This is a genomic window from Limosilactobacillus secundus, from assembly GCF_020784695.1.
GTDB lineage: Bacteria > Bacillota > Bacilli > Lactobacillales > Lactobacillaceae > Limosilactobacillus > Limosilactobacillus reuteri_F.
Window position 1 is genome coordinate 34,198 of record NZ_JAJGUA010000034.1, and the last position, 21,201, is coordinate 55,398.

Genomic DNA, 21,201 nt, shown 5'->3' on the forward strand with positions numbered 1-21,201 from the left:
AATTGCAATCAGTGATCTAAGGCGAATTTCACTTTCGGAGCTGATACGTAATGGTATTCCGGCCAATCACCGTTATTGATTATTTGAGTGTGTAGGATTTGTTCCTACAAACTAGGGTGGTACCGCGAAGCCTCGTCCCTATATTGGGATGAGGCTTTTTTGAATTAAGGAGTGAAAATATGGGACTAAGAGAGAAATTAGCCGAACTTCGTGAAGAAGGATTGCAAGATATTAAACAATCAGACGATTTAAAGCGAATTAATGAAATCCGCGTAAAGATGCTGGGAAAGAAGGGACCTATTACTTCAGTTCTTCGGGGCATGCGTGAGCTTAGTGCTGAAGAACGGCCAAAAGTAGGGCAATTTGCTAACAAGGTGCGGGATGAATTATCAGCTGCGATTGAAGAAAAGCGTGCTGAGCTAGAACAAGCTGCCATGAATGCTAAGTTAGCAGCTCAAACAATTGATGTTACTCTTCCTGGAACACCAGTAGCACAAGGGCAACCTCATGTTATTCAACAAATCATTGACCAAGTTGTGGACTTGTTTGTATCAATGGGGTATGAAGTAGCAGTTGGGGATGAAGTTGAACAAGAAGTTTATAACTTTGAAAAGCTTAACTTGCCAAAGGATCACCCAGCTCGTGACATGCAAGATACATTTTATGTTACGCCGTCTGTTTTGATGCGGACACAAACGTCACCAATGCAAGCGCGGATGCTCGAAAAACATGATTTTAGTCAAGGTCCACTAAAGATGATTTCACCAGGTAAGGTTTACCGGCGTGATACTGATGATGCGACTCACAGTCACCAATTCCACCAAATTGAAGGGATGGTTGTTGGTAAAAATATTACCATGGCTGATTTGAAGGGAACTCTTGAGGCAGTTGCTCAAAATCTTTTTGGTGACAAGTTAAAGGTTCGCTTACGGCCAAGTTACTTTCCATTTACTGAACCATCCGTTGAAGCAGATATTACTTGTTTCAACTGCCTTGGTAAGGGTTGTGCAATTTGTAAACAAACTGGTTGGATTGAAGTTCTTGGTGCTGGAATGGTTCATCCAAATGTGCTTAAGATGTCGGGTGTTGATCCAGAAGAATATGGCGGTTTTGCCTTTGGACTTGGACCAGATCGTTTTGCCATGCTGAAGTACGGTGTTGATGATATCCGTAACTTCTACCAAAATGATGTCCGCTTCCTTAACCAATTTGACCAGAAAGGATAATGTGAAATGAAAGTATCATATCAATGGCTTCAAGAATACCTTGATTTAGATGTTGCCCCTCAAGATTTAGCTGAAAAGATTGCTCGTACCTCTGTTGACATTAATGACGTTTACTCGCTGAGCGACGGATTAAAAAAGATCGTTGTTGGGAAAGTAGTAAAATGTGAAAATCACCCTGACTCAGACCACCTTCATGTTTGTCAAGTTGATGTTGGCGAAGAAGAACCGATTCAAATTGTTTGTGGTGCTCCTAATGTTCAAGAAGGTAAAAAGGTAATCGTTGCCCTTCACGGTGCGCGAATTGCCGATAACCAAAAAATTAAGCGTGGTAAGATTCGTGGTGTTGAATCAAATGGAATGCTTTGTGCCCTTCAAGAAATTGGCTTTAGCGACAAGATTGCGCCTAAAGATTACGAAGATGGGATCTACTTCTTACCAGATGATGCTAAAAATGGTGATTCTGTATTTAAGTACTTAGGAATGGACGATACGATCATCGATACAGACGTAACTCCTAACCGTGGAGATATGCTTAGTATTTATGGAAATGTTAATGATATCGCAGCCTTTTACGGGTTAAAGTCGCGTTTTAAAGAAGTTGCAATTAAAGAAGAAGGGACTGAAAAGACAGCGGATCTTCTTCAGGCGGAAATTAATGATACAAAGATTGCGCCAACTTATAAATTACGGGTAATTAAAGGTGTTAAAATTGCCGAAAGTCCACTATGGCTGCAAATTCGCCTCTGGAACAGTGGTATTCGTCCTGTAAATAATGTCGTGGATGTAACTAATTATATTCTCCTTAAATATGGTCAACCACTCCACAGCTATGATTATGACCAATTATCTGGTAAAAAGTTTGGGGTTCGCCACGCTAATGAAGGTGAAAAGTTTGTTACGTTAGACGGGGATGAACAAACCTTAAAAGCAAATGATATTGTTGTAACTGTCGATGACCAGCCAGTTGCTCTTGCGGGAACGATGGGTGGAGAAGGAACTGCAGTAAGTGATGATACGACAACTGTTGCCCTTGAAGCAGCCATTTTTGATCCAGTAATGGTCCGGAAGCAAGCACGGCGCTTAGATCTTCATAGTGAATCCTCAATGCGGTTTGAACGCGGAATCAATCCAGCAACCGTTGAAACCGCATTGAATGAAGCAGCTGAAATGATTAAGGAGCTTGCTGGGGGAACGATTACAGCAGGAATTGTTACTGGTAGTGAAGCGCCAGCAGTTGATACCCCAATCAAACTATCCCTGGCGAAGATTAATCATGTTCTGGGAACTTCCTTAACCATGGAACAAGTTACTGATATTTTTGATCGCTTGGCATTTGCTTACACTGTTGATGGTGATCAATTAACAGTGATTGCCCCAGCACGACGGTGGGATATTAGCCTTGCAGCTGATCTTTATGAAGAAATTGCGCGGATTTACGGTTATGATAATTTACCATCTACTTTACCAACGATGACGCGTAACCGGGGAGGACTTACTCCACGGCAACGGTTTATTCGGGCAAGTCGTCATGACCTCGAAGGAATGGGCTTAACTCAAGCAATTAGCTATTCCTTAACAACTGTTGAGAAGGCTAAACAGTTCCAAATTAAGCCACTTGCTGAACCAATGAAGCTCGACTTCCCAATGAGTTCTGACCATGTAGCTACCCGAATGAATATCATTAGCGGCTTGCTTAATGACGTTGCCTATAACGTGGCGCGGAATGTTGATAACGTAGCACTATATGAAGAAGGCCGGGTATTCTTGCCAATGGGGAATGAACGTCCAGTAGAACAAGAACACCTTGCAGCTGCGGTCACCGGCCAAATGGTAGCTAATAGCTGGAATAAGAAGGATCAACCGATTGATTTCTTCCAACTAAAGGGGATCGTTGAACGTTACCTTAAGAATATGGGAATTGCTGGTAAGGTTGCTTATGTTCCAACTAGTGATCGTCCAGAAATGCATCCAGGACGAACAGCTGATATTATGGTTGATGACCAATTAGTTGGTTTCATTGGGCAAGTTCATCCCCAAACTGCTAAGGAATATAAGATTCCAGAAACATATGTATTTGAATTAAATCTAGAATTATTACTGGCTGCACCGAAAATTGAAAATGAATATACACCTATTAGTAAGTATCCTTCAATCACTCGCGATATTGCCCTCTTGGTTGATACGGATGTTGAAAATGCAACAATTGTAGAGGCCATTAAGCAAAAAGGAGGAGCTTACCTTAAAGATATTCACCTATTTGATGTTTATGCTGGTTCTCACCTTCCTGCCGGTAAGAAGTCATTAGCTTACACCTTAACTTATCAAGATGATAAAGGAACGTTGACTGAAGACCAAGTAAACGCGGCCTTTGATAAAGTTACTGCTTACTTGCAAGATAAGGTTGATGCAGAAATTCGTTAAAATTTAAAAGGCTGGAATTTTTCGGCCTTTTTTTAGTGCAAATAATTATTTTTTACGTATTTATATTATAGGGCTAACCACTAAAGAAATAATTAGTGGTTGAAGCGCTGAAAATTTTCTGCTATTTTGTTAATAGTTTGATAATGAAATAATGATATTTAATATAAAGAGGGATAAACGAAATAATGAAATCAACAACAAAGAAAATTCTTGCATCATCATTAGGGGTAGCTGGCGCAATGGCAATGGGTACTGTAACTGCAAAAGCTGATACAACTGTTACAGTCAACGCTGGCGATAATTTAAACGGGATTGCGCAAAAGTATAATGTTAGTGCGGATGACATTGCTGCCGCTAATCACCTGCAAAATAAAGAGTTGATTTTTGCAGGACAAAAGTTGACAATTCCAACCAAAGATAAAAATGAGACACCTGCTAATAATACTGAGAAAAAAGATCCAACCAACAAGAACAGTCAAAGTCTACAAGATTCTGTTAACAAGGCAATGTCTTACTTAGGAACTCCTTATGTTTGGGGTGGTAATAAACCAGGTGGATTTGATTGTTCTGGGTTGGTTCAATATTGTTACGGTATCCCACAACGGACGACGTATGAACAACAAGCTTTAGGACCACATATTCACGATAATGTTTTAAACGCGCCATATGGGGCCCTTGTTTTCTACGGTTCTGATGATGCTCCGTACCACGTCGCCATTTCACTTGGGGATGGTCGGATTATTCAAGCACCAAATGAAAATGAAACAGTTAAAATTACTGCCCAACAATACTTCCCCGGAAATTACTATGTTGTGATGCATTAATATTTTCTTTTTGCCTCATCTTTAATAATTTAAATTAGTAATTATCTTGCGCATCACAAAAGAGTGCTATATACTATTTCAGATTAGAAAGTTTTATGAGGGAGACAAATTGATGAGTATTCAACAGAATAAGCGTCCAGTAGTTATTGGTGTTACAGGTGGTTCCGGTAGTGGAAAAACAACGGTAAGCAATAAAATCTATGACCAATTGCATGGGCAAGCGATTCAGATTATTAACCAAGATACTTACTATAATGATCAGGCAGATATGACAATGGGTGAACGTAAAGCAGTAAATTATGATCATCCACTTGCGTTTGATACAGATTTTTTAATTAAGCAATTAACGGACTTGCGGAGTAATAAGGCTATTGAGATGCCGGTATACGACTATGCACAATATACACGTTCAGACAAAACCGTTCACGTAGAACCAACTGATGTCATTATTTTAGAAGGAATCTTAATTCTTGATGATGAGCGTTTACGTGATTTAATGGATATTAAGGTTTACGTTGATACAGATGATGATATTCGGATTATTCGCCGGATTCAACGTGACATGGTAGAGCGTGGACGGTCTCTTGATTCCATTATTACGCAATACTTAGCTACGGTTAAACCAATGTATCATCAATTTGTTGAACCAACTAAACGCTACGCTGACATTATCGTGCCAGAAGGTGGCGAAAACCAAGTTGCAATCGACCTATTGTCTACAAAGATCCGTGATATTTTAGTAAAACGTGGACATACGGAATTACAATAGGTATTTACAAGCTGAAGTAGAAATGGTAATGTTGCACTGGATAAATTATGAGGAGTGTTTATAATGGCTGAAGAAAAAACTTTTCCAATGACCCTTGAAGGGAAGAAAAAGCTTGAAGATGAACTTGAAGAATACCGCTTGAAGCGTCGACCAGAAGTTATTAAGCGGATAAAGATTGCTCGTAGTTATGGTGATTTATCTGAAAACTCAGAATATGAATCAGCAAAAGATGAACAGGCAATGGTTGAAAGCCGGATTGCCCAAATTGAAAACATGCTTCAATATGCTGAAATTATCGATAATGAAGATGTCGATAAGGATGAAGTATCCATGGGACGGACAATTACTATTCAAGAATTGCCAGATGAAGAACCAGAAGAATACCAAATTGTTGGTGAATCAGAATCTGATCCATTCAACGGTAAGATTTCTAATGAATCCCCAATGGCAAAGGGCCTCTTAGGACACAAAGTCGGTGAAGTTGTCGAAGTTGACGTTCCTAACGGGACAATCAAGTTAAAGATTATCAAGGTTGATTAATTAAAATAATTTAAGCAAAGAGGGAGCGAGACAGAAGGTACTTGTGGCTTCGTTTTTCGACGCGAAGCTAGCCTTTGGAACCCCCTGCAAGCAATAATAGGCCTTCAATGTTCAGGTTTACCGAGCGTTGGAGGCCATTGTTGTACTGCGCTATTTGTTTTTATGAAAGTACCTTGAATTATCTCACAGTCCCCTCGCTTTTCTTATTGGTATTATTTTTCTACTATGCTATAGTAAGGTGGATGAAAGCGATGCCACTATACGCTGGAGGGAAACAAAATGAAATTAATTATTACTGATGCTGCAAGTCGCTGGTTTCGTGATGAAATGGGATTAGAACCAGGGAATGGAATAAAGTTTTACGGTAAAACTTATGGCCAAACCGAAGTCCATCATGGATTTTCGCAAGGATTTACTCGTGAAGATAAACCAGTTGACCCAATTTTAGAGGTTAAGAAAGATGGTATTAACTATCACATTGATTCGCTAGATGAATGGTTCTTTAAGGATCTTATAACTACTGTTGACTATGATCCGCAAGCCGATGGACCGGTTTTTCATTTTCAACATGAAGATGGCGATACGCCTGACGTCGCTGGATTTGTTAATGACGCTGATGATCATTCAGATAATAAGTCTGATGCCTCGACTGGAGCATCTCAGCATTAATTTTTTATATAGTAAAAAGCTCTTTAGCATGCACTATCCAATGGTAGTATGCTAAAGAGCTTTACTGTTAATCAAACATTGTCTTTATTTGATGTTCTTTCTTAACCCACCAACCAGTTAAACCTAGGCTTATAATTGTAATTATAAGTCCAAGAATGAGGAATGGTGGCCGGTAATAAAATTCAACCTGATGCTTTCCGGGACTCATTGGAATGGCCATAAACGTATTAAGCACGGTCTGTGGAGTAGTAGAATTACCATCTACCTTAACATGCCAACCCTTAGCAGCAGGAATAGTGGTCATCAACACGCGCTGATTACGCTGGAGATTGACTGTGCCAACGATCCGATTACTACGGTATGAACTAATCTTTAAGGGAGATTCTTGGAGTGTCTTTAAACTTGCCATAAACGATCGTTGTTTTAGTTGATAGATACTAACATTTTGCATCCAAAGTGTTGCTTTCTTTAGTTGCAAATTGACAAGGATTTTTTGCCCTTTTTGATCATGGGCAACGTTGATTACTACTGTATTACGGAAGGTGTCATATTGGGTGAATTTTTTGTTATTCATTGTGATTGTGGCATTATCCTCAACGTTTGGTCCGAGTGTTAAGTAGTAAGAATCGTTGGTTGGCGGAATAAATTCTAGCTGAACCGATGCTGGTTTAAGCAGGTTTTGCTTTCTAAAGATTGTACCAGTAATTTGCTTAGCACTTTGAACATTATTGAATTTGACGGAATTAAAGTTTTGAACGGCAAATAATGAATGAAGTGTTGGTCGACCGGCAAGCGTTTGAAAAATTTGTGACTGATAGTTTAAAGGATCCATTGTTGTCCGTTGAAGGTGAAGGATGGCGGCATTAGCTCCAAACGCAATCGGAAGCGCATGTGGATTCTCACGGAGATTGACTGCTGAAGTTGAACCTACTAATGGGTAACTATACCAATCAGGACGGAAACCTGATAGGGGTAATGCCTGCCCAGCTGAAGTATTCCGGGCATCCATGGTATATTTGTAACCCAGAAGCGCATCACCCACTTGGGTTCCATTTGTATAAGTAACAAAACCATCCCCGTCTGGTTGCCCAATAGCACCCATGAAGGCTGGAATTGGCGGCTCTAAGGTCGAACCAAAATGGTCACCAGAATTAAAGTCTGCTTGGAAGGGATCATCCTTTGTTCGCATAAAAGTTTTTGCAACGCGGTAGAAGCCTGGATCATGTTTCTTTAGTTTTTCTATACTTTTATCAAGAGCGAGTGTGTAGTTGCCAAATTCAGGCTGTGAAACGTAAGAGATCTTATTAAGCGCCGTGTACCCACTCATAGAAATATCACAGACAGCAAGGAGAACAAGTAGTGCATCGTATAAGCGCGGTGAATTTGTGCGGGGAATACAAAGACAACTAACAGCGATCAGCGCAAAGCATAAGCCGATATTCCGTTGACTGCTATTAATATACGATAAGTTAAGTGTCCCAACATACCAGTAAATTGCGATAATAAGCAACGTCAGGATAAGTGCACTGCGCTTTTTTATTTTGAAATCAGGTTGAAGCACTTTAGCAGCAAGATAGATGCACCAGAAAGAGAAGAGGTAGGAAAAACGATAAGGGTACCAAACTGGAAACTGCCCAGCGTGCCATAAAAGATCTAATGGCTCATAACAGAATGAGAAAATAAAGAAAATAGAAATGGCTGCCCCAATCAAACGACGATGAAGGTCAAAGCGATTATTGAAAAAGTAGAGACAAGCGCCGAGCATTAATAGCATTCCAATATAAATGTTGGGTTGACCACTTGGCATTTGATTAAAATTAAATGATCCAGGGACAAGTTTTCCAAGCATTTTAGGAGCAAAGTACTCAACGCGGCTGTGAATCCTGGTTTCAGTGTACGTTCCTTTACTTTGCAATAAGGCATAGAAAGTTGGCAATAAAATGACTGCTGAAATACCCGCCGCAAGCAGCGAACTGCCGAGATATCGGAGAAAGATTACTCCCCGTTGTCGCCATGATGCCAACGCTGGTGTTTGCCAGAGGAAAAATAGAAAAGTAAAGATGGCAATCATCCAGCCCATATAATAATTATCAATCAGCATTACGGCTAGCCAAGAGATATAAGTGCCAACACGATTTTGATAAATAAGTTTGAGGAGTCCCCAAATAATTAACGGCAAAAGTATTAAAGCATCTTGCCAAATCATATTTAATTGGTTGGCAATCATCCAGCCATTCATTGAATAAACAGTGCTGAATGCTAAAATTCGCCACCCCTGTTGTAGCTCAGTCTTTTGCATTAGCCAAGCAAAACTCAATCCTGCCAGGCCATATCGAACAAGTGTAACGATGGTTATCCCACTTGCAAGATGCTGGGCGGGGAAGAATAACAAAATTAAGTTTAATGGACTTAGCAAGTAATATGCATTAGTTCCAAACATTTCACCACCCAGTCCTTTGCTAAACGAATAAAAGAAACTGCTAGGATGGTGGAGAATAGTATTTCTAAGGTAACTGAAAAAATCGACATATTGTTGACCGAGATCAACGGTTAATAAACTGCTTTTACCAAAGGGAGTCATTTGACGGTATGCAAAATAGCAAGCCATCAAAATAACTGGTAACAGGAAACTTGCAATCAAAATTTTGCGTCGATATAAACGATGATGTTGATATAAAAACACAGCAAAATTCTCCTTCTCTCAATTAAATAGACACATCCACATTATCATATCCTTTTTTAAAATGATATTCATTACTATTGTTCATTAAATTTCATTAAATCATTGGAATAAATTCTTCATTTCTTATAAAATAAAGAGTATTATTTTCACGTTAGTAGTGGTAACTATCTGTTAAAGCAGGTAATTTTTGTTAAAATAGATTCACTACGATGAAGGAGAATTATAAAACCGTGAAATTCTTTGATCGAATAATGAACTTATTTGGTTCACGTACCAAAAAGCGTCAAAATGCGCAGTCAATTATTCCATTCCGGCTGAACATGCTATTATGGATTGTTGGTATCTTATTATTAGCGTTAACTATTCGCCTGTTTTATCTTCAAGTTCTACAAGGAACATCATTTAAAGCGGAAGTAAAGCGATCAGATACAACAACGCAGACGAATAATGTACAACGGGGGATGATTTATGATTCACAAGGTAACGTTCTTGTTGGTAATCAAACTCATCAAGCCATTACCTATACTAAAGGGGCCAATGTAACTACTGATCAGCTCTATCAGATTGCTAATCGTTTAGGAAAATATGTGTCTGTTTCTAATAAAAATTCGCGCTTAACTGATCGAAATGAAGAGGATTATTACCTTGCTGATAAAGAGCGGCTTAAGAGTGTTTTGAAACATGTCAAGACTTCAGATGCAGATTCTGAAGATACTAAATATGATAAAGCTCTCGAATATTTGAGTAAGCATCCTGATTCATGGGAGCTTACAGATCAGCAAAAGAATAATGCCCGAATTTATGCAGCAATGAGTGGAGCATATTCCCTTTCAACAACTTATATTAAAGAAACGGGTGTTAGTGCTAAAGAGCTTGCAGCAGTTGGGGAACACCTGAATGAAATGCCAGGGGTAAAGATTGGAACGTCTTGGACTCGTAATTACCCACAAGGTACAGATATTCAATCGTTAACAGGAACTGTCTCAACTACTGGTTTACCAAGTGATGAAGTTAATTCACTACTTGCTCAAGGATATTCTCGAAATGATAGCGTTGGGCAAAGTTATCTTGAAAAGCAGTTCCAATCAACTTTAGCCGGTTCGAAGTCACAAACTGAAGTTACTACTAACGGAAATGATGTAACTAAAGAAAAGACTAAGTACCCAGGTAAAAAGGGTGATAACCTTGTACTAACGATTAATTCAAAGTTCCAAAAGCAAGTTCAATCGATTTTGAAAAATAATTACTCAGCTGCCGGAAACCAGTACTCCACTGGGGTATATGCAGTAGTAATGAATCCCAATACCGGTGCAATTTATGCGATGGCTGGAATTGATCGTGATCCAGCAACAGGTAAAGAAACTCCTGATGAAATTGGTGCTATCAATCACCCAATTACGATGGGTTCAGTTGTAAAGCCGGCGATGGTTATGGGGGCATTAATGGATGGTGTAATTACGCCAACAAATAATACCTTAACCGATATGCCGATTAAGCTTGCCGGAACTTCGTCTAAGGGATCATGGTTTAACCATGGTGGATCAGCAAATATGGCAATTAATGCAGCAACAGCGCTCGAAGTTTCTTCTAACTCTTATATGATGCAATTACTCATGAAAGAAGCAGGGATGAAATATACACCAAACGCGCAAATTACAATGAAACCAAGTATTTTTGCTAAAGCGCGGGGTTACTTCAACATGTTTGGACTAGGAGTTAAAACTGGAATCGACTTACCTGGCGAAACAAGCGGTTATACAGGACCTGCTGACCAACAGCATATCGGTTCGGCACTTGACTTGTCATATGGTAACTATGATGGTTATACTTTGATTCAACTTGCCCAATATATGTCTACCATTGCTAACGGTGGTAACCGGATGCGACCATACATTGTTAAAGAAATCCGTGGTACGAAAGCCAATGGTCAACTTGGTGCCGTTGAATACACAACAAAACCACAAGTTCAATTAACCATTCCGGCTTCTAAAGCTGACTTTGATGTCGTTAAACAAGGGCTTTATCAAGTGGTTCATGGGTCTAACCGTTATGTTACTGGTAAAGCGTTGGCATCTGTTAAACCATCAGTATCTGGTAAGACAGGGACTGCTGAAACCTACTACAAGTCGCACTCAACAACTACTTTAAGTTTTGCTGGATTTGCGCCATCTGATAATCCGCAAGTCGTAGTTGCTTTGGCTATTCCAGGAGCTTCAAATTCCGATGGTGGTGCCAACCTTACAATGGCAAAACAAATTTTTGAAGCCTACTGGAAGACTGTTCAGAGTCCCAAGGGTTTCGGTGACTAATTAAACTGTCAAGGAAATTTCCTTAACAAACTTTGATAAATTACTAGCCAAATAGAAGAATAAATGATATAGTTGTACGAGTTAGGGTTACGATAAATAACCACGTTAAATAAAAGAAATAGTTTGGAGGTCAAAATAATGCGTGTCAACATTACACTTGAATGTACTTCATGCCACGAACGGACTTACTTAACTAGCAAGAACCGTCGTCATAACCCAGATCGTCTTGAATTAAACAAGTACTGTCCACGGGAACAAAAGGTTACATTACATCGGGAAACTAAGTAATGACCATATAAAGGAGCTGGGAGACCGGCTCTTTTTATTTATTTTTATAAAAAAACGCTTGCATAAATTCCGTTAAGCGGTGATAATAAAATCTGATACCGTTTGTTACTTCACTATAAAGGAGCGGTCATAACATAATGGCTTATTCAAAGAAAGAGTTACGACAAGCATATATTGCGCGCCTTCAACAATTAGATTTAAACACCCGTCTTTACGAAGAGAGAAAATTAGCATCTTTGCTATATGATCAACCGGAATGGACAAGGGCTAAGGTAATTGCGGTTACTTTAAGTCAATCTTTTGAAATTGATACTGCACCTATTATTCTTCATGCGCGTCATAAGGGCCAACAGATTGTTGTTCCGCGGACGTTGCCACATCGTCAAATGGAATTTGTTGAATTAAATGAAGATACCGATTTCGACGAGACGTCTTTTGGTATTTTAGAGCCACATGATGGCCAAGTTTATTCTCCAGATGAGATTGATTTGATGGTTGTTCCTGGAGTAGCCTTTACCGCATCTGGTAACAGGTTGGGTTTTGGTGGCGGTTATTATGATCGTTACCTAAAGAACTATAAGGGTCCTAAAATTTCAATGGCATTAACAACGCAACTAGCTGAAGAAAACGAATGGGAACCAGAAGAATTCGATCAGCGGATAGATAAAGTGTTGTACTTACCGGGGATATAAAAGATGCGGACACAGGGACTAAGATTGGCGCCTGTGACGCTTACCTTAATAATTTTTCAGGTATTAGTTTATTGCTGGTTAGCTTATGCAGGTGGTTCAACTAATACAGTAACTCTCCTTAACATGGGTGCTCGTAGTACGCCCTTAATTAGGGAAGGTGAATGGTGGCGTTTAGTATCACCTGTGTTCCTTCACGTTGGTTTATCACACTTAGTAGTCAATAGTGTTACTCTCCTATATATCGGTCGTTATATTGAAGAGTTTTTCGGTCATTGGCGAATGTTAGTTATATACTTTGTCAGCGCATTTTTTGGTAATCTTACTAGCGCGGTCTTCATGCCATCGACAATTTCAGCTGGTGCTAGTACTGCTATTTTTGGATTGTTTGGCGCGTTTTTAATGTTGGGTGTTTGTTTTCATCATAATGTTATTGTTCGCGTCTTAAGTCGTACTTTTTTGTTATTTGTTATTATCAATATTGTGATGGATTTTTTCCTATCAGGAGTTGACTTGGTAGGACACGTTGGCGGTTTATTTGGTGGCTTTTTCATTGCATTTATTGTTGGTGCTCCTATGTTAGGAACTGTTGCCTGCCTGAAACGGTTTTTAAGTGGAGCTGTATTAACGGTAAGTTTGGTAATTTTGACTTTAGAATTGAAGTGATAATTTATGGCAATCGCCTCAAGAAACTACCGCACATTATACGATGTTCAGCAATTATTAAAGGAATTCAACGTGTTTGTATATGTGGGTAAACGACTGTATGACATTGAGTTAATGGCCATTGAGCTTGATAACCTCTATCAATCAGGAGTTGTAGATAACTCAACTTATACAAAAGCAAAGATTGTCTTGCGTAAAGAACATCGTGAAGAACAAACGAGAATTAAAAGGGGTAAACTGTATTAAACCTTACCCAGGAAAGGAATCATTATGGCTAAGAAATTAATTGGTGTTGACCTTGGTGGTACTACTATCAAGTTTGCAATTTTAACGGAGAACGGTGAGATTCAACAAAAGTGGTCTTTACGGACTAACATTTTGGATGATGGTTCACACATTGTGCCAGACATCATTAACTCAATTAATCACCACCTTGATTTATACAAAATGTCTCGCGATCAATTTATTGGAATCGGAATGGGAACTCCCGGAACAATTGACCGTGAAAAGGGAACTGTTATTGGTGCCTACAACTTAAACTGGAAGACAACTCAAAATGTTAAAGAAGAGATTGAACAAGGCACTGGAATGCAATTTGCTCTTGATAACGATGCTAACGTTGCTGCACTTGGTGAACGTTGGAAGGGTGCTGGTAATGAAGGTGACGATGTTGCATTTATTACTTTAGGTACCGGTGTTGGTGGTGGACTTATCTCCAATGGTAAGCTTATCCACGGTGTCGTTGGTGCCGGTGGTGAAGTTGGTCACATGATTGTTAAGCCAGATGGATACCTTTGTACTTGTGGAAACCATGGATGTCTTGAACAATATGCATCCGCTACTGGAATTGTTCATATCGCTCAAGATAAGGCGGAAGAATATGAAGGTAACAGTCGTTTGAAGGCAATGATTGATAACGGTGACGAAATTACAGCCAAGATTGTTTTTGACCTTGCTAAGGAAAACGACTACCTTGCTAATACTGTTGTTGATGAAGTTTGCTTCTACCTCGGTTTAGCAACTGCCAACTTAAGTAACGCATTGAACCCTGAATACCTTGTTATCGGTGGTGGAGTTTCCGCAGCTGGTGAATTCCTTTTGAAGCGGGTAAAGCAAAACTTTGAAAAATTTGCCTTCCCAACAGTTCGGACTTCAACTCAATTGAAGTTAGCTGAATTAGGTAATGATGCTGGTGTTATCGGTGCTGCTTCATTAGCTCGTCAGTTTGTAAATGCAGATTAATTTGTAAGGGGAAATGATCGTGGTACTTGGAGTTAGCTCTGGCTTGATGATTCTTAATGCAGTCATTATAATCATCTTGTTAGTATGGATTTTTAGCTGGGCATTTCAGACTTACCGTCGAAAGAGATATGCAACTGTCCTTAGTCAAGATGACTTTAAGCAAGGAATGCGAAAAGCACAGGTTATTGACTTGCGACAAGAAAATGACTTTAAACAAGGTCATATTCTTGGTGCACGTAACTTGCCTTATCCATATCTTCGTCAACAATATGGCGAATTGCGGAAGGACTTGCCAGTTTACTTATATGATGAAGGCATGACATTAAGTACTCAGGCCGCTGCATTTTTAGGTAAGCATGGGTATAATCACCTTTACATCTTAAAGGATGGTTATCGTGCGTGGGACGGTAAGACTAAGAAGTCCAAGTATTAAAAAAGTATTTTGTATGCTTTTTATCAGGATGGTTGAGGATTCTAAACAATCATTTGCTAATGTTTGGAATTTAGCCTCTTGAAAACTTAACCAATAGAAAGAGGCTGGGAGAAAACTAAGTTTTCTCCCAGCCTCAACTGTTTTCACGAACAATAGCAAGATAACGTGGAACTAGTTTTGCATCGCCGCAACGCTAGTTCCCACTCCTTATTTTTGAATCTTAAATGAAATTAAAGTTGGTGTGCTGAGCGGCCCTTACGGATAGCAGCTCGACGGTTTTGATCAAACTTCTCTTCTTCTTCTTCCGCTGGCTTAATGACAGTTTTATGGAAAGTAAGAACCCCGCTAGCAATAGCAGCAACTGTTGCCAAACTACCAACTAAAATACCTTTTGCTAATTGTTTCATAACATAAAACCTCCTCGAATTTATAGGTTACCTCCATTATGCAAGAATTAATGGCGTTTTACCAGTGAGAAGGATAAGTTTTAGCATAAAATTTATAAAAATTGGAGAGTTAAGATGAATAAAGTAATTGCGATTGTCGGTCCAACCGCTGTAGGAAAAACTGCGCTATCGATAAAGTTGGCACATGAATTTGATGGAGAAGTAATTTCTGGTGATTCGATGCAGGTTTATCGCCGCCTTGATATTGGGACGGCAAAAGTTACTCCCGAAGAAATGGGGGATGTGCCACACCATCTCATTGATATCTGCAATATTGAAGAGCGTTTTTCCGCAGCCCGTTTTAAGCAACTCGCGGACCAAAAAATAGACGAAATAACTCAGCGTAATCATTTGCCGATTATTGCAGGTGGAACTGGATTTTATCTTCAAACCTTAACTGATAACCTAGCATTAGGGAGTGACCAGTTTGATCAACAAACGCTTGAAATTCGTAACCATTGGAAAAAAATTGCCGAAGAAAAGGGAGCCGAGTATGTTTGGAAACAATTGAACAAGTTAGACCCAGTGGCCAGCGCCCGGATCCCCAAGTCTAATACTCGCCGGGTTATTCGTGCTTTAGAGGTAATCCAAAAAACAGGTCAATTGTTTTCTAAGCAGCCCCAGTTCAAAGCAACAAATGATTTTCTTTTAATTGGCCTGACTACTGATCGCCCTGTTTTATATGACCGGATTAATAAGCGAGTGGACTTGATGATTCAAAATGGCTTGTTAGAAGAAGCAAAATGGTTGTTTGATCAAGGAGGCGAAGATCTGCCAGCAGGTAAGGGAATTGGGTACCATGAATTATTTCCTTATTTTCGTGGCGAAATTAGCCTTGCCGAGGCGGTTGAAAAAATTAAGCAGGATTCTCGCCATTATGCTAAACGGCAGTTGACGTGGTTTAGAAATAAGGCTGATACTCACTGGTTTGATATTTTGCGTTATCCCGATGATATTAATCAAATTAAGCAGTTTATAAATGATTGGTTAAAAAAATGAAGTACGGAAGGAAAGATTTTTTTAATTAAAATAAAGCTCTTAAATAGAATTGACTTATGCCCTGTCTATTGTTATTCTAAGTCACAGTGTTAAGGAGAGAAGCAGATGTTAGATAGATTGGTATGGTCATCTATTTCTGTAGAGATTGTATGAAAGGGAATGAAATTTTATGGGTAAACACGTATTTACAAAAGATGAAGTTCGCCAAATGGTAAAGGATGAAGATATTCATTTCTTACGAGTAATGTTTACTGACTTATTAGGAACGATTAAGAGCGTTGATCTACCGGTTAGCCAGTTAGATAAATTGATGGATAATAAAATTATGTTTGACGGTTCTTCAATTGATGGATTTGTTCGGATTGAAGAAAGTGACATGTATCTTTACCCAGATATGTCCACTTGGCTTACATTCCCTTGGGGTGCTGAACACGGGAAGGTTGCGCGGGTAATCTGCAGTGTTTATAAGACTGATGGTACTCCATTTGAAGGTGACCCACGTAACAACTTAAAGCGGGTTCTTGAAGATATGCGGAAGATGGGCTTCAAAGACTTTAATATTGGACCTGAACCAGAATTCTTCCTCTTTAAAACTGATGAAAAGGGTAACCCAACTACCAATCTTAACGATAAGGAAAATTACTTTGATATGGAACCAGCAGATCCTGGTGAAGACTGCCGCCGTGATATCGTCTTAGCTCTCGAAAAGATGGGCTTCGATGTTGAAGCAGCTCACCATGAAGTTGCCCCTGGTCAACATGAAGTAGACTTTAAGTACTCAGATGCTTTAGAAGCTGCTGACAACATTCAAACATTTAAGTTCGTTGTTAAAACAATTGCTAAGAAGTATGGTTTCCACGCCACCTTTATGCCTAAGCCGCTTTCTGGTATTAACGGTTCAGGAATGCACCTCAACATGTCATTGTTTAGTCAAGATGGTACTAACGCCTTCTTTGATGAAAACGATAAAGATAAGCTTTCCGCAACTGCTTACCATTTCTTGGGCGGTTTGATGAAGCATGCACGAAGCTACACTGCAATTTGCAACCCAATTGTCAACTCTTATAAGCGGTTAGTTCCAGGTTATGAAGCACCGGTTTATGTTGCGTGGTCAACTTCTAACCGGTCACCACTTGTGCGAATTCCAAGTGATCGTGGAATGGGAACACGGCTTGAGTTACGGTCAGCAGATCCATCGGCTAACCCATATCTTGCAATCGCTGCTGTTCTTGAAGCTGGTTTAGATGGCTTACGCAATAACTTACCACCAATTCATAATGTTGATGAAAATATCTATACGATGACGAAAGCAGAACGAGCTGAAAAAGATATTCGTGATTTACCAGATACTTTACACAACGCATTAAAGTCTTTGGCTAACGATGAGGTTATCAAGGGTTCAATGGGTGAACATCTCTATAACAGCTTTATGGAAGCCAAAACCCGTGAATATGCTTCCTATCGTCAACATGTTTCTGACTGGGAACGTCAACATTATATGAAACAATACTAATTAATACCAATAAGTTAATAAGCAATGAAAAACACTTATGCATGATCCCTTGCTAAGTGTTTTTCATGCGAAACCAACTAGTTAATTGACAAATATGTTGTTTCATATACAATTATATTTGTTGCAATAAAAGCGTGTTATTATAATATGTGTAGTACGTTTTTAAGGACTGCTAGTTGATCTAGCAACCAATTTTAAATTGAAATTATATTTCAATTAGTTACTAAAGGAGAGTCTTAGATCATGGATCAAAAGGTCAGAGTTCGGTATGCACCTAGTCCAACAGGTTTCTTACATATCGGAAATGCTCAATCAGCATTATTTAATTATTTATTTGCACGTCACTTCGATGGAACGATGGTATTACGGATTGAAGATACCGATACCAAGCGGAACGTTGAAGATGGTGAAGCTAGCCAACGTGAAAACCTTCACTGGTTAGGAATTGACTGGGATGAAGGTCCAAATAAGCCAAATCCAAAGTATGCTCCTTACCGTCAAAGTGAACGGAGCAAAGAAGGTATTTACCACAAATACATTCAAGAATTGTTAGACAAGGGAATTGCATACAAGGATTACTCAACAGAGGAAGAATTAGCTGAGATGCGTGAACGGCAAAAAGCTAACAATGAACCGCCTCATTATGATGGTCGTTGGTATGGTAAGAGTGAAGAAGAACAAAAGGCAGCTGAAGCAAAGGGCTTAAAGCCAACTATTCGTTTCCACTTCCCTAAAGACCATGATTATGAATGGGACGATATTGCACGTGGTCATGTTTCATTTAACTCTGACAACCTTGGTGGTGACTTCATCATTGAAAAGAGTGATGGAATGCCAACATACAACTTTGCTGTCGTAGTTGATGACCACACCATGGACATTACCCATGTTTTACGTGGTGCTGATCACATTTCAAATACGCCAAAGCAAATTGCTATTTATGAAGCATTAGGCTGGGATCACCCAACTTTCTGTCACATTCCATTGATCTTTAATCCAAAGACTCGGAAGAAGTTAAGTAAGCGTGATAAAGATACCCTTCAATTCATTAGTGAATACAAGAAGCATGGTTACCTTCATGAAGCAATCTTTAACTTTATTGCATTCCTAGGCTGGTCTCCAGTTGGCGAACGTGAAATTTACTCTAAAGAAGAGTTAATTAAGGTTTACGATCCAAAGCGGATGTCAAAGGCACCAGCATACTTTGATCAAAAGAAACTTGATTGGATGAATGCTCAATACATTAAGAGTATGTCAATCGATGAATTAACTGATCGGACAATGGAACTAATTAAAGAAGGCGAAACTGAAGAGGCTAAACGCCTTCAAAGTATCCCAGAAGATCAATTGACTGAATTGCTTAAGAAGACAATTAAAGTTCACCAACGGGATGTTAATAAGCTTCTTGAAGTTATTCAATATGCATGGTCCTACTACACGGTTCTTGACCAATCATTCAACTATGATTTGCTTAAGGACAACGAAGATTTCGCTAATGAAGATGTTTTAGCTGTTCTTAAGGGCTTAAAGGCTAAACTTGAAAACGATGGCGATGACCTTGATTACAGTCAAGCTATTAAGGAAGTGGGTAAGGACACTGGTATTAAGGGTCGTGGTTTATACTTCCCATTAAACCTTGCCTTTACTGGTTCAACTTCTGCACCACAAATCTATGAGATTATGGATATTTATTCTCGTGATACAGATATTGAATTGCTTGACCGGATGATCAAAGCATTTGAAAACTAATTTTATCAAGTTAAGCATGAGGCTGAGAAAAAACTTTGGTTTTTTCAACAGCCTCGTTTTTTATACGAATATTGTTACGATATCGTGGAAATCCTCGTAGGCTAGCTTCGCGTCGTAACTACAAGGCTCGAGGCTAAGTCCGAACGATAATCAGCCCGTGCCGTGCTAATCACCGTTCTATCCTTAGCCCACCGCCTTGTCTAGAAAGTTAATTCCCACTTATAATGCTTTTTCTTTTAAACTGTCATATAATTAAAATATGTAGTTAGTAAAAAGGGGATCTTAAGTAAAATGGTTGAAATGAGTAAACACATGCGGAAGATCTTAAATGATGTTCCAACGTTGAAAGTATTTGATTTTTCCCAATACGTTTCAAAAATTCCAGGAATTATTAAGTTTACAATTGGTGAACCTGATTTTGATACACCAGAATATATTAAAAAGGCCGGAATTGAGAGCATTGAAAACAATCGGACACACTATGCTCCCCAACGTGGAACAATGGGATTACGTCAAGCAATTGCCGATACGTTAGCTAATAAATATGGTCTTCAGTATAATCCTGCAACGGAGATTCTTGTTACAAACGGCGTAACAGAAGGGATTTCTGTTGCAATTACTGCGATTACTAATCCTGGCGATGTGATTTTAGTTCCAACGCCTACTTTTTCAATCTATACGCCTGATGTAATGATTGCTGGAGGGACGCCAGTAGAAATAGATACTTCCAAGACTGGTTTTAAATTAACACCGGCTCTTCTTAAACAGTACCTAGATAAATATGGTGATCGAGTAAAAGGAGTTATTTTCGTCAATCCTTCCAACCCGACTGGAATTGCCTATACTCAAGCGGAAATGAATGAATTAGCTGTCTTGATTAAGGACAAGCCAATCTTTGCAATCTGTGATGAAATTTATAGTGAATTAAACTATGATGGTGAATACTCAAGCATGGCTAAGGTTATTCCAGATCAGACAATTTTGGCTAATGGTTTTTCGAAGTCCTATGCAATGACTGGGTGGCGGATTGGATACCTCTGTGCACCAGCTAAAGTAACTGATTTGCTATTTAAAGTCCATGCATTTGCTGTAACGGATATTGCAACATTTGTCCAGGACGCTGCAGAAGCCGCTTTAAAGGCCGGAGACGAGGCAACAAAGGAAATGGACGCCCAATATATCAAACGGCGTGACTATATGTATAAACGGCTTACAGAGATGGGATTTGAATGTAGTCAACCAATGGGCGCATTTTATATTTTTGCTAAGATTCCGTCATTCCTCAATCAGGATGATAATAAGCTAATTTATCAACTTGCCAATGAAGCCAAGGTTGCTGTAACGGCTGGATCAAACTTTGGTAAGGGTGGAGAAGGCTACCTTCGTTTTAGTTACGCAACTGAGATGGATCAAATTAAAGTGGGAATGGATCGTCTCGCAGAATTTTGTGAAAAAGAACAAAATAAGGCCTAAAAGAAAAGAGACAGTGGTGTTAACGCATCCCTGTCTCTTTAATATATAAGTGAATTGCTTCAAAAGAGTTATTCGCTCAGTTTCTTGGCGTCAGCATCAATCTTTGCAAAACCAGAACCATCTGGCTTCTTGCTGCCACGCTTTTCCATAGCTTTACGAGCCATTTCCTTACGTTCTTGCTTACTAAGTGCCATAATAACTTCGCCTCTTTTTCTGAAACGCTTCAACAATAACAGTTATTAACAAACGTAAAATAACTGTT

At 39.2% G+C, this 21,201-nt stretch carries 20 protein-coding genes and 1 other annotated feature (1 of these 21 only partly in view); of the genes, 17 read left to right on the forward strand and 3 right to left on the reverse strand.

Annotated features, from left to right (window positions below; all coding sequences use genetic code 11):
• Positions 1-143, forward strand: a binding site (T-box leader) (it extends 65 nt beyond the left edge of the window).
• Positions 144-179: 36 nt separating this feature from the next.
• From pheS to LMB57_RS05585, 6 genes are all read left to right on the forward strand, one after another.
• Positions 180-1,226: a phenylalanine--tRNA ligase subunit alpha gene (gene pheS / locus LMB57_RS05560; protein ID WP_229272266.1), complete on the forward strand. Its 1,047-nt coding sequence runs from the start codon at positions 180-182 to the stop codon at positions 1,224-1,226.
• A 6-nt stretch (positions 1,227-1,232) separates the two neighbouring features.
• Positions 1,233-3,647 (forward strand): phenylalanine--tRNA ligase subunit beta, encoded by a 2,415-nt coding sequence (pheT, locus tag LMB57_RS05565; protein WP_229272265.1) that lies wholly within the window; start codon positions 1,233-1,235, stop codon positions 3,645-3,647.
• 185 nt (positions 3,648-3,832) lie between these two features.
• Positions 3,833-4,471 carry a C40 family peptidase gene (locus LMB57_RS09930; protein ID WP_229272264.1) on the forward strand — a complete coding sequence of 213 codons (639 nt, stop codon included), beginning with the start codon at positions 3,833-3,835 and terminating at the stop codon, positions 4,469-4,471.
• A gap of 112 nt (positions 4,472-4,583) precedes the next feature.
• Complete coding sequence (udk, locus tag LMB57_RS05575; RefSeq protein WP_229272263.1) at positions 4,584-5,240, forward strand: uridine kinase; 657 nt, start codon at positions 4,584-4,586, stop codon at positions 5,238-5,240.
• Between the two features lie 63 nt (positions 5,241-5,303).
• Complete coding sequence (greA, locus tag LMB57_RS05580) at positions 5,304-5,780, forward strand: transcription elongation factor GreA (RefSeq protein ID WP_229272262.1); 477 nt, start codon at positions 5,304-5,306, stop codon at positions 5,778-5,780.
• A 279-nt stretch (positions 5,781-6,059) separates the two neighbouring features.
• On the forward strand, positions 6,060-6,449 hold the full coding sequence (locus LMB57_RS05585; RefSeq protein WP_229272261.1) for a HesB/YadR/YfhF family protein: 390 nt from the start codon (positions 6,060-6,062) through the stop codon (positions 6,447-6,449).
• Between the two features lie 67 nt (positions 6,450-6,516).
• On the opposite strand, the gene LMB57_RS05590 is transcribed toward LMB57_RS05585, so the two are convergent.
• Positions 6,517-9,132, reverse strand: coding sequence for a YfhO family protein (locus LMB57_RS05590; RefSeq protein ID WP_229272260.1), 2,616 nt, complete (start codon positions 9,130-9,132; stop codon positions 6,517-6,519).
• Between the two features lie 209 nt (positions 9,133-9,341).
• Between LMB57_RS05590 and LMB57_RS05595 the strand changes: the two genes are divergently transcribed.
• The 7 genes from LMB57_RS05595 to LMB57_RS05625 all read left to right on the forward strand — a co-directional run bounded on the left by LMB57_RS05595 (position 9,342) and on the right by LMB57_RS05625 (position 14,759).
• Positions 9,342-11,441: a peptidoglycan D,D-transpeptidase FtsI family protein gene (locus tag LMB57_RS05595; RefSeq protein WP_229272259.1), complete on the forward strand. Its 2,100-nt coding sequence runs from the start codon at positions 9,342-9,344 to the stop codon at positions 11,439-11,441.
• Between the two features lie 138 nt (positions 11,442-11,579).
• Positions 11,580-11,729 (forward strand): 50S ribosomal protein L33, encoded by a 150-nt coding sequence (gene rpmG / locus LMB57_RS05600; protein ID WP_003664049.1) that lies wholly within the window; start codon positions 11,580-11,582, stop codon positions 11,727-11,729.
• A 137-nt stretch (positions 11,730-11,866) separates the two neighbouring features.
• Positions 11,867-12,421, forward strand: a complete 555-nt coding sequence (locus tag LMB57_RS05605) for a 5-formyltetrahydrofolate cyclo-ligase (protein ID WP_229272258.1) — start codon at positions 11,867-11,869, stop codon at positions 12,419-12,421.
• Between the two features lie 3 nt (positions 12,422-12,424).
• Positions 12,425-13,084: a rhomboid family intramembrane serine protease gene (locus LMB57_RS05610; protein WP_229272257.1), complete on the forward strand. Its 660-nt coding sequence runs from the start codon at positions 12,425-12,427 to the stop codon at positions 13,082-13,084.
• Between the two features lie 6 nt (positions 13,085-13,090).
• The gene (locus LMB57_RS05615; protein ID WP_003668441.1) at positions 13,091-13,330 is read left to right on the forward strand and encodes a YqgQ family protein; all 240 of its coding nucleotides are present in this window, start codon (positions 13,091-13,093) and stop codon (positions 13,328-13,330) included.
• Positions 13,331-13,354: 24 nt separating this feature from the next.
• Entirely contained in the window at positions 13,355-14,326 is a 972-nt protein-coding gene (locus LMB57_RS05620; RefSeq protein ID WP_003675699.1) for an ROK family glucokinase, read from the forward strand.
• 13 nt (positions 14,327-14,339) lie between these two features.
• Positions 14,340-14,759: a rhodanese-like domain-containing protein gene (locus LMB57_RS05625; RefSeq protein WP_003672480.1), complete on the forward strand. Its 420-nt coding sequence runs from the start codon at positions 14,340-14,342 to the stop codon at positions 14,757-14,759.
• A 230-nt stretch (positions 14,760-14,989) separates the two neighbouring features.
• Here the strand turns inward: LMB57_RS05625 and LMB57_RS05630 are convergent, their stop codons facing one another.
• Positions 14,990-15,166, reverse strand: a complete 177-nt coding sequence (locus LMB57_RS05630; RefSeq protein ID WP_003664039.1) for a DUF3042 family protein — start codon at positions 15,164-15,166, stop codon at positions 14,990-14,992.
• A gap of 114 nt (positions 15,167-15,280) precedes the next feature.
• On the opposite strand from LMB57_RS05630, the gene miaA reads away from it, so the two are divergent.
• The 4 genes from miaA to LMB57_RS05650 all read left to right on the forward strand — a co-directional run bounded on the left by miaA (position 15,281) and on the right by LMB57_RS05650 (position 20,939).
• Positions 15,281-16,204 carry a tRNA (adenosine(37)-N6)-dimethylallyltransferase MiaA gene (gene miaA, locus LMB57_RS05635; protein WP_229272256.1) on the forward strand — a complete coding sequence of 308 codons (924 nt, stop codon included), beginning with the start codon at positions 15,281-15,283 and terminating at the stop codon, positions 16,202-16,204.
• 169 nt (positions 16,205-16,373) lie between these two features.
• Positions 16,374-17,717, forward strand: coding sequence for a type I glutamate--ammonia ligase (glnA, locus tag LMB57_RS05640; RefSeq protein WP_229272255.1), 1,344 nt, complete (start codon positions 16,374-16,376; stop codon positions 17,715-17,717).
• Positions 17,718-17,960: 243 nt separating this feature from the next.
• The gene (gltX, locus tag LMB57_RS05645) at positions 17,961-19,466 is read left to right on the forward strand and encodes a glutamate--tRNA ligase (RefSeq protein WP_229272254.1); all 1,506 of its coding nucleotides are present in this window, start codon (positions 17,961-17,963) and stop codon (positions 19,464-19,466) included.
• Positions 19,467-19,757: 291 nt separating this feature from the next.
• Positions 19,758-20,939 (forward strand): aminotransferase class I/II-fold pyridoxal phosphate-dependent enzyme, encoded by a 1,182-nt coding sequence (locus LMB57_RS05650; RefSeq protein ID WP_229272253.1) that lies wholly within the window; start codon positions 19,758-19,760, stop codon positions 20,937-20,939.
• A gap of 68 nt (positions 20,940-21,007) precedes the next feature.
• Here LMB57_RS05650 and LMB57_RS09800 read toward each other — a convergent pair whose 3' ends face one another.
• Positions 21,008-21,133: a hypothetical protein gene (locus LMB57_RS09800; RefSeq protein WP_003664033.1), complete on the reverse strand. Its 126-nt coding sequence runs from the start codon at positions 21,131-21,133 to the stop codon at positions 21,008-21,010.
• Positions 21,134-21,201: the final 68 nt, after the last annotated feature.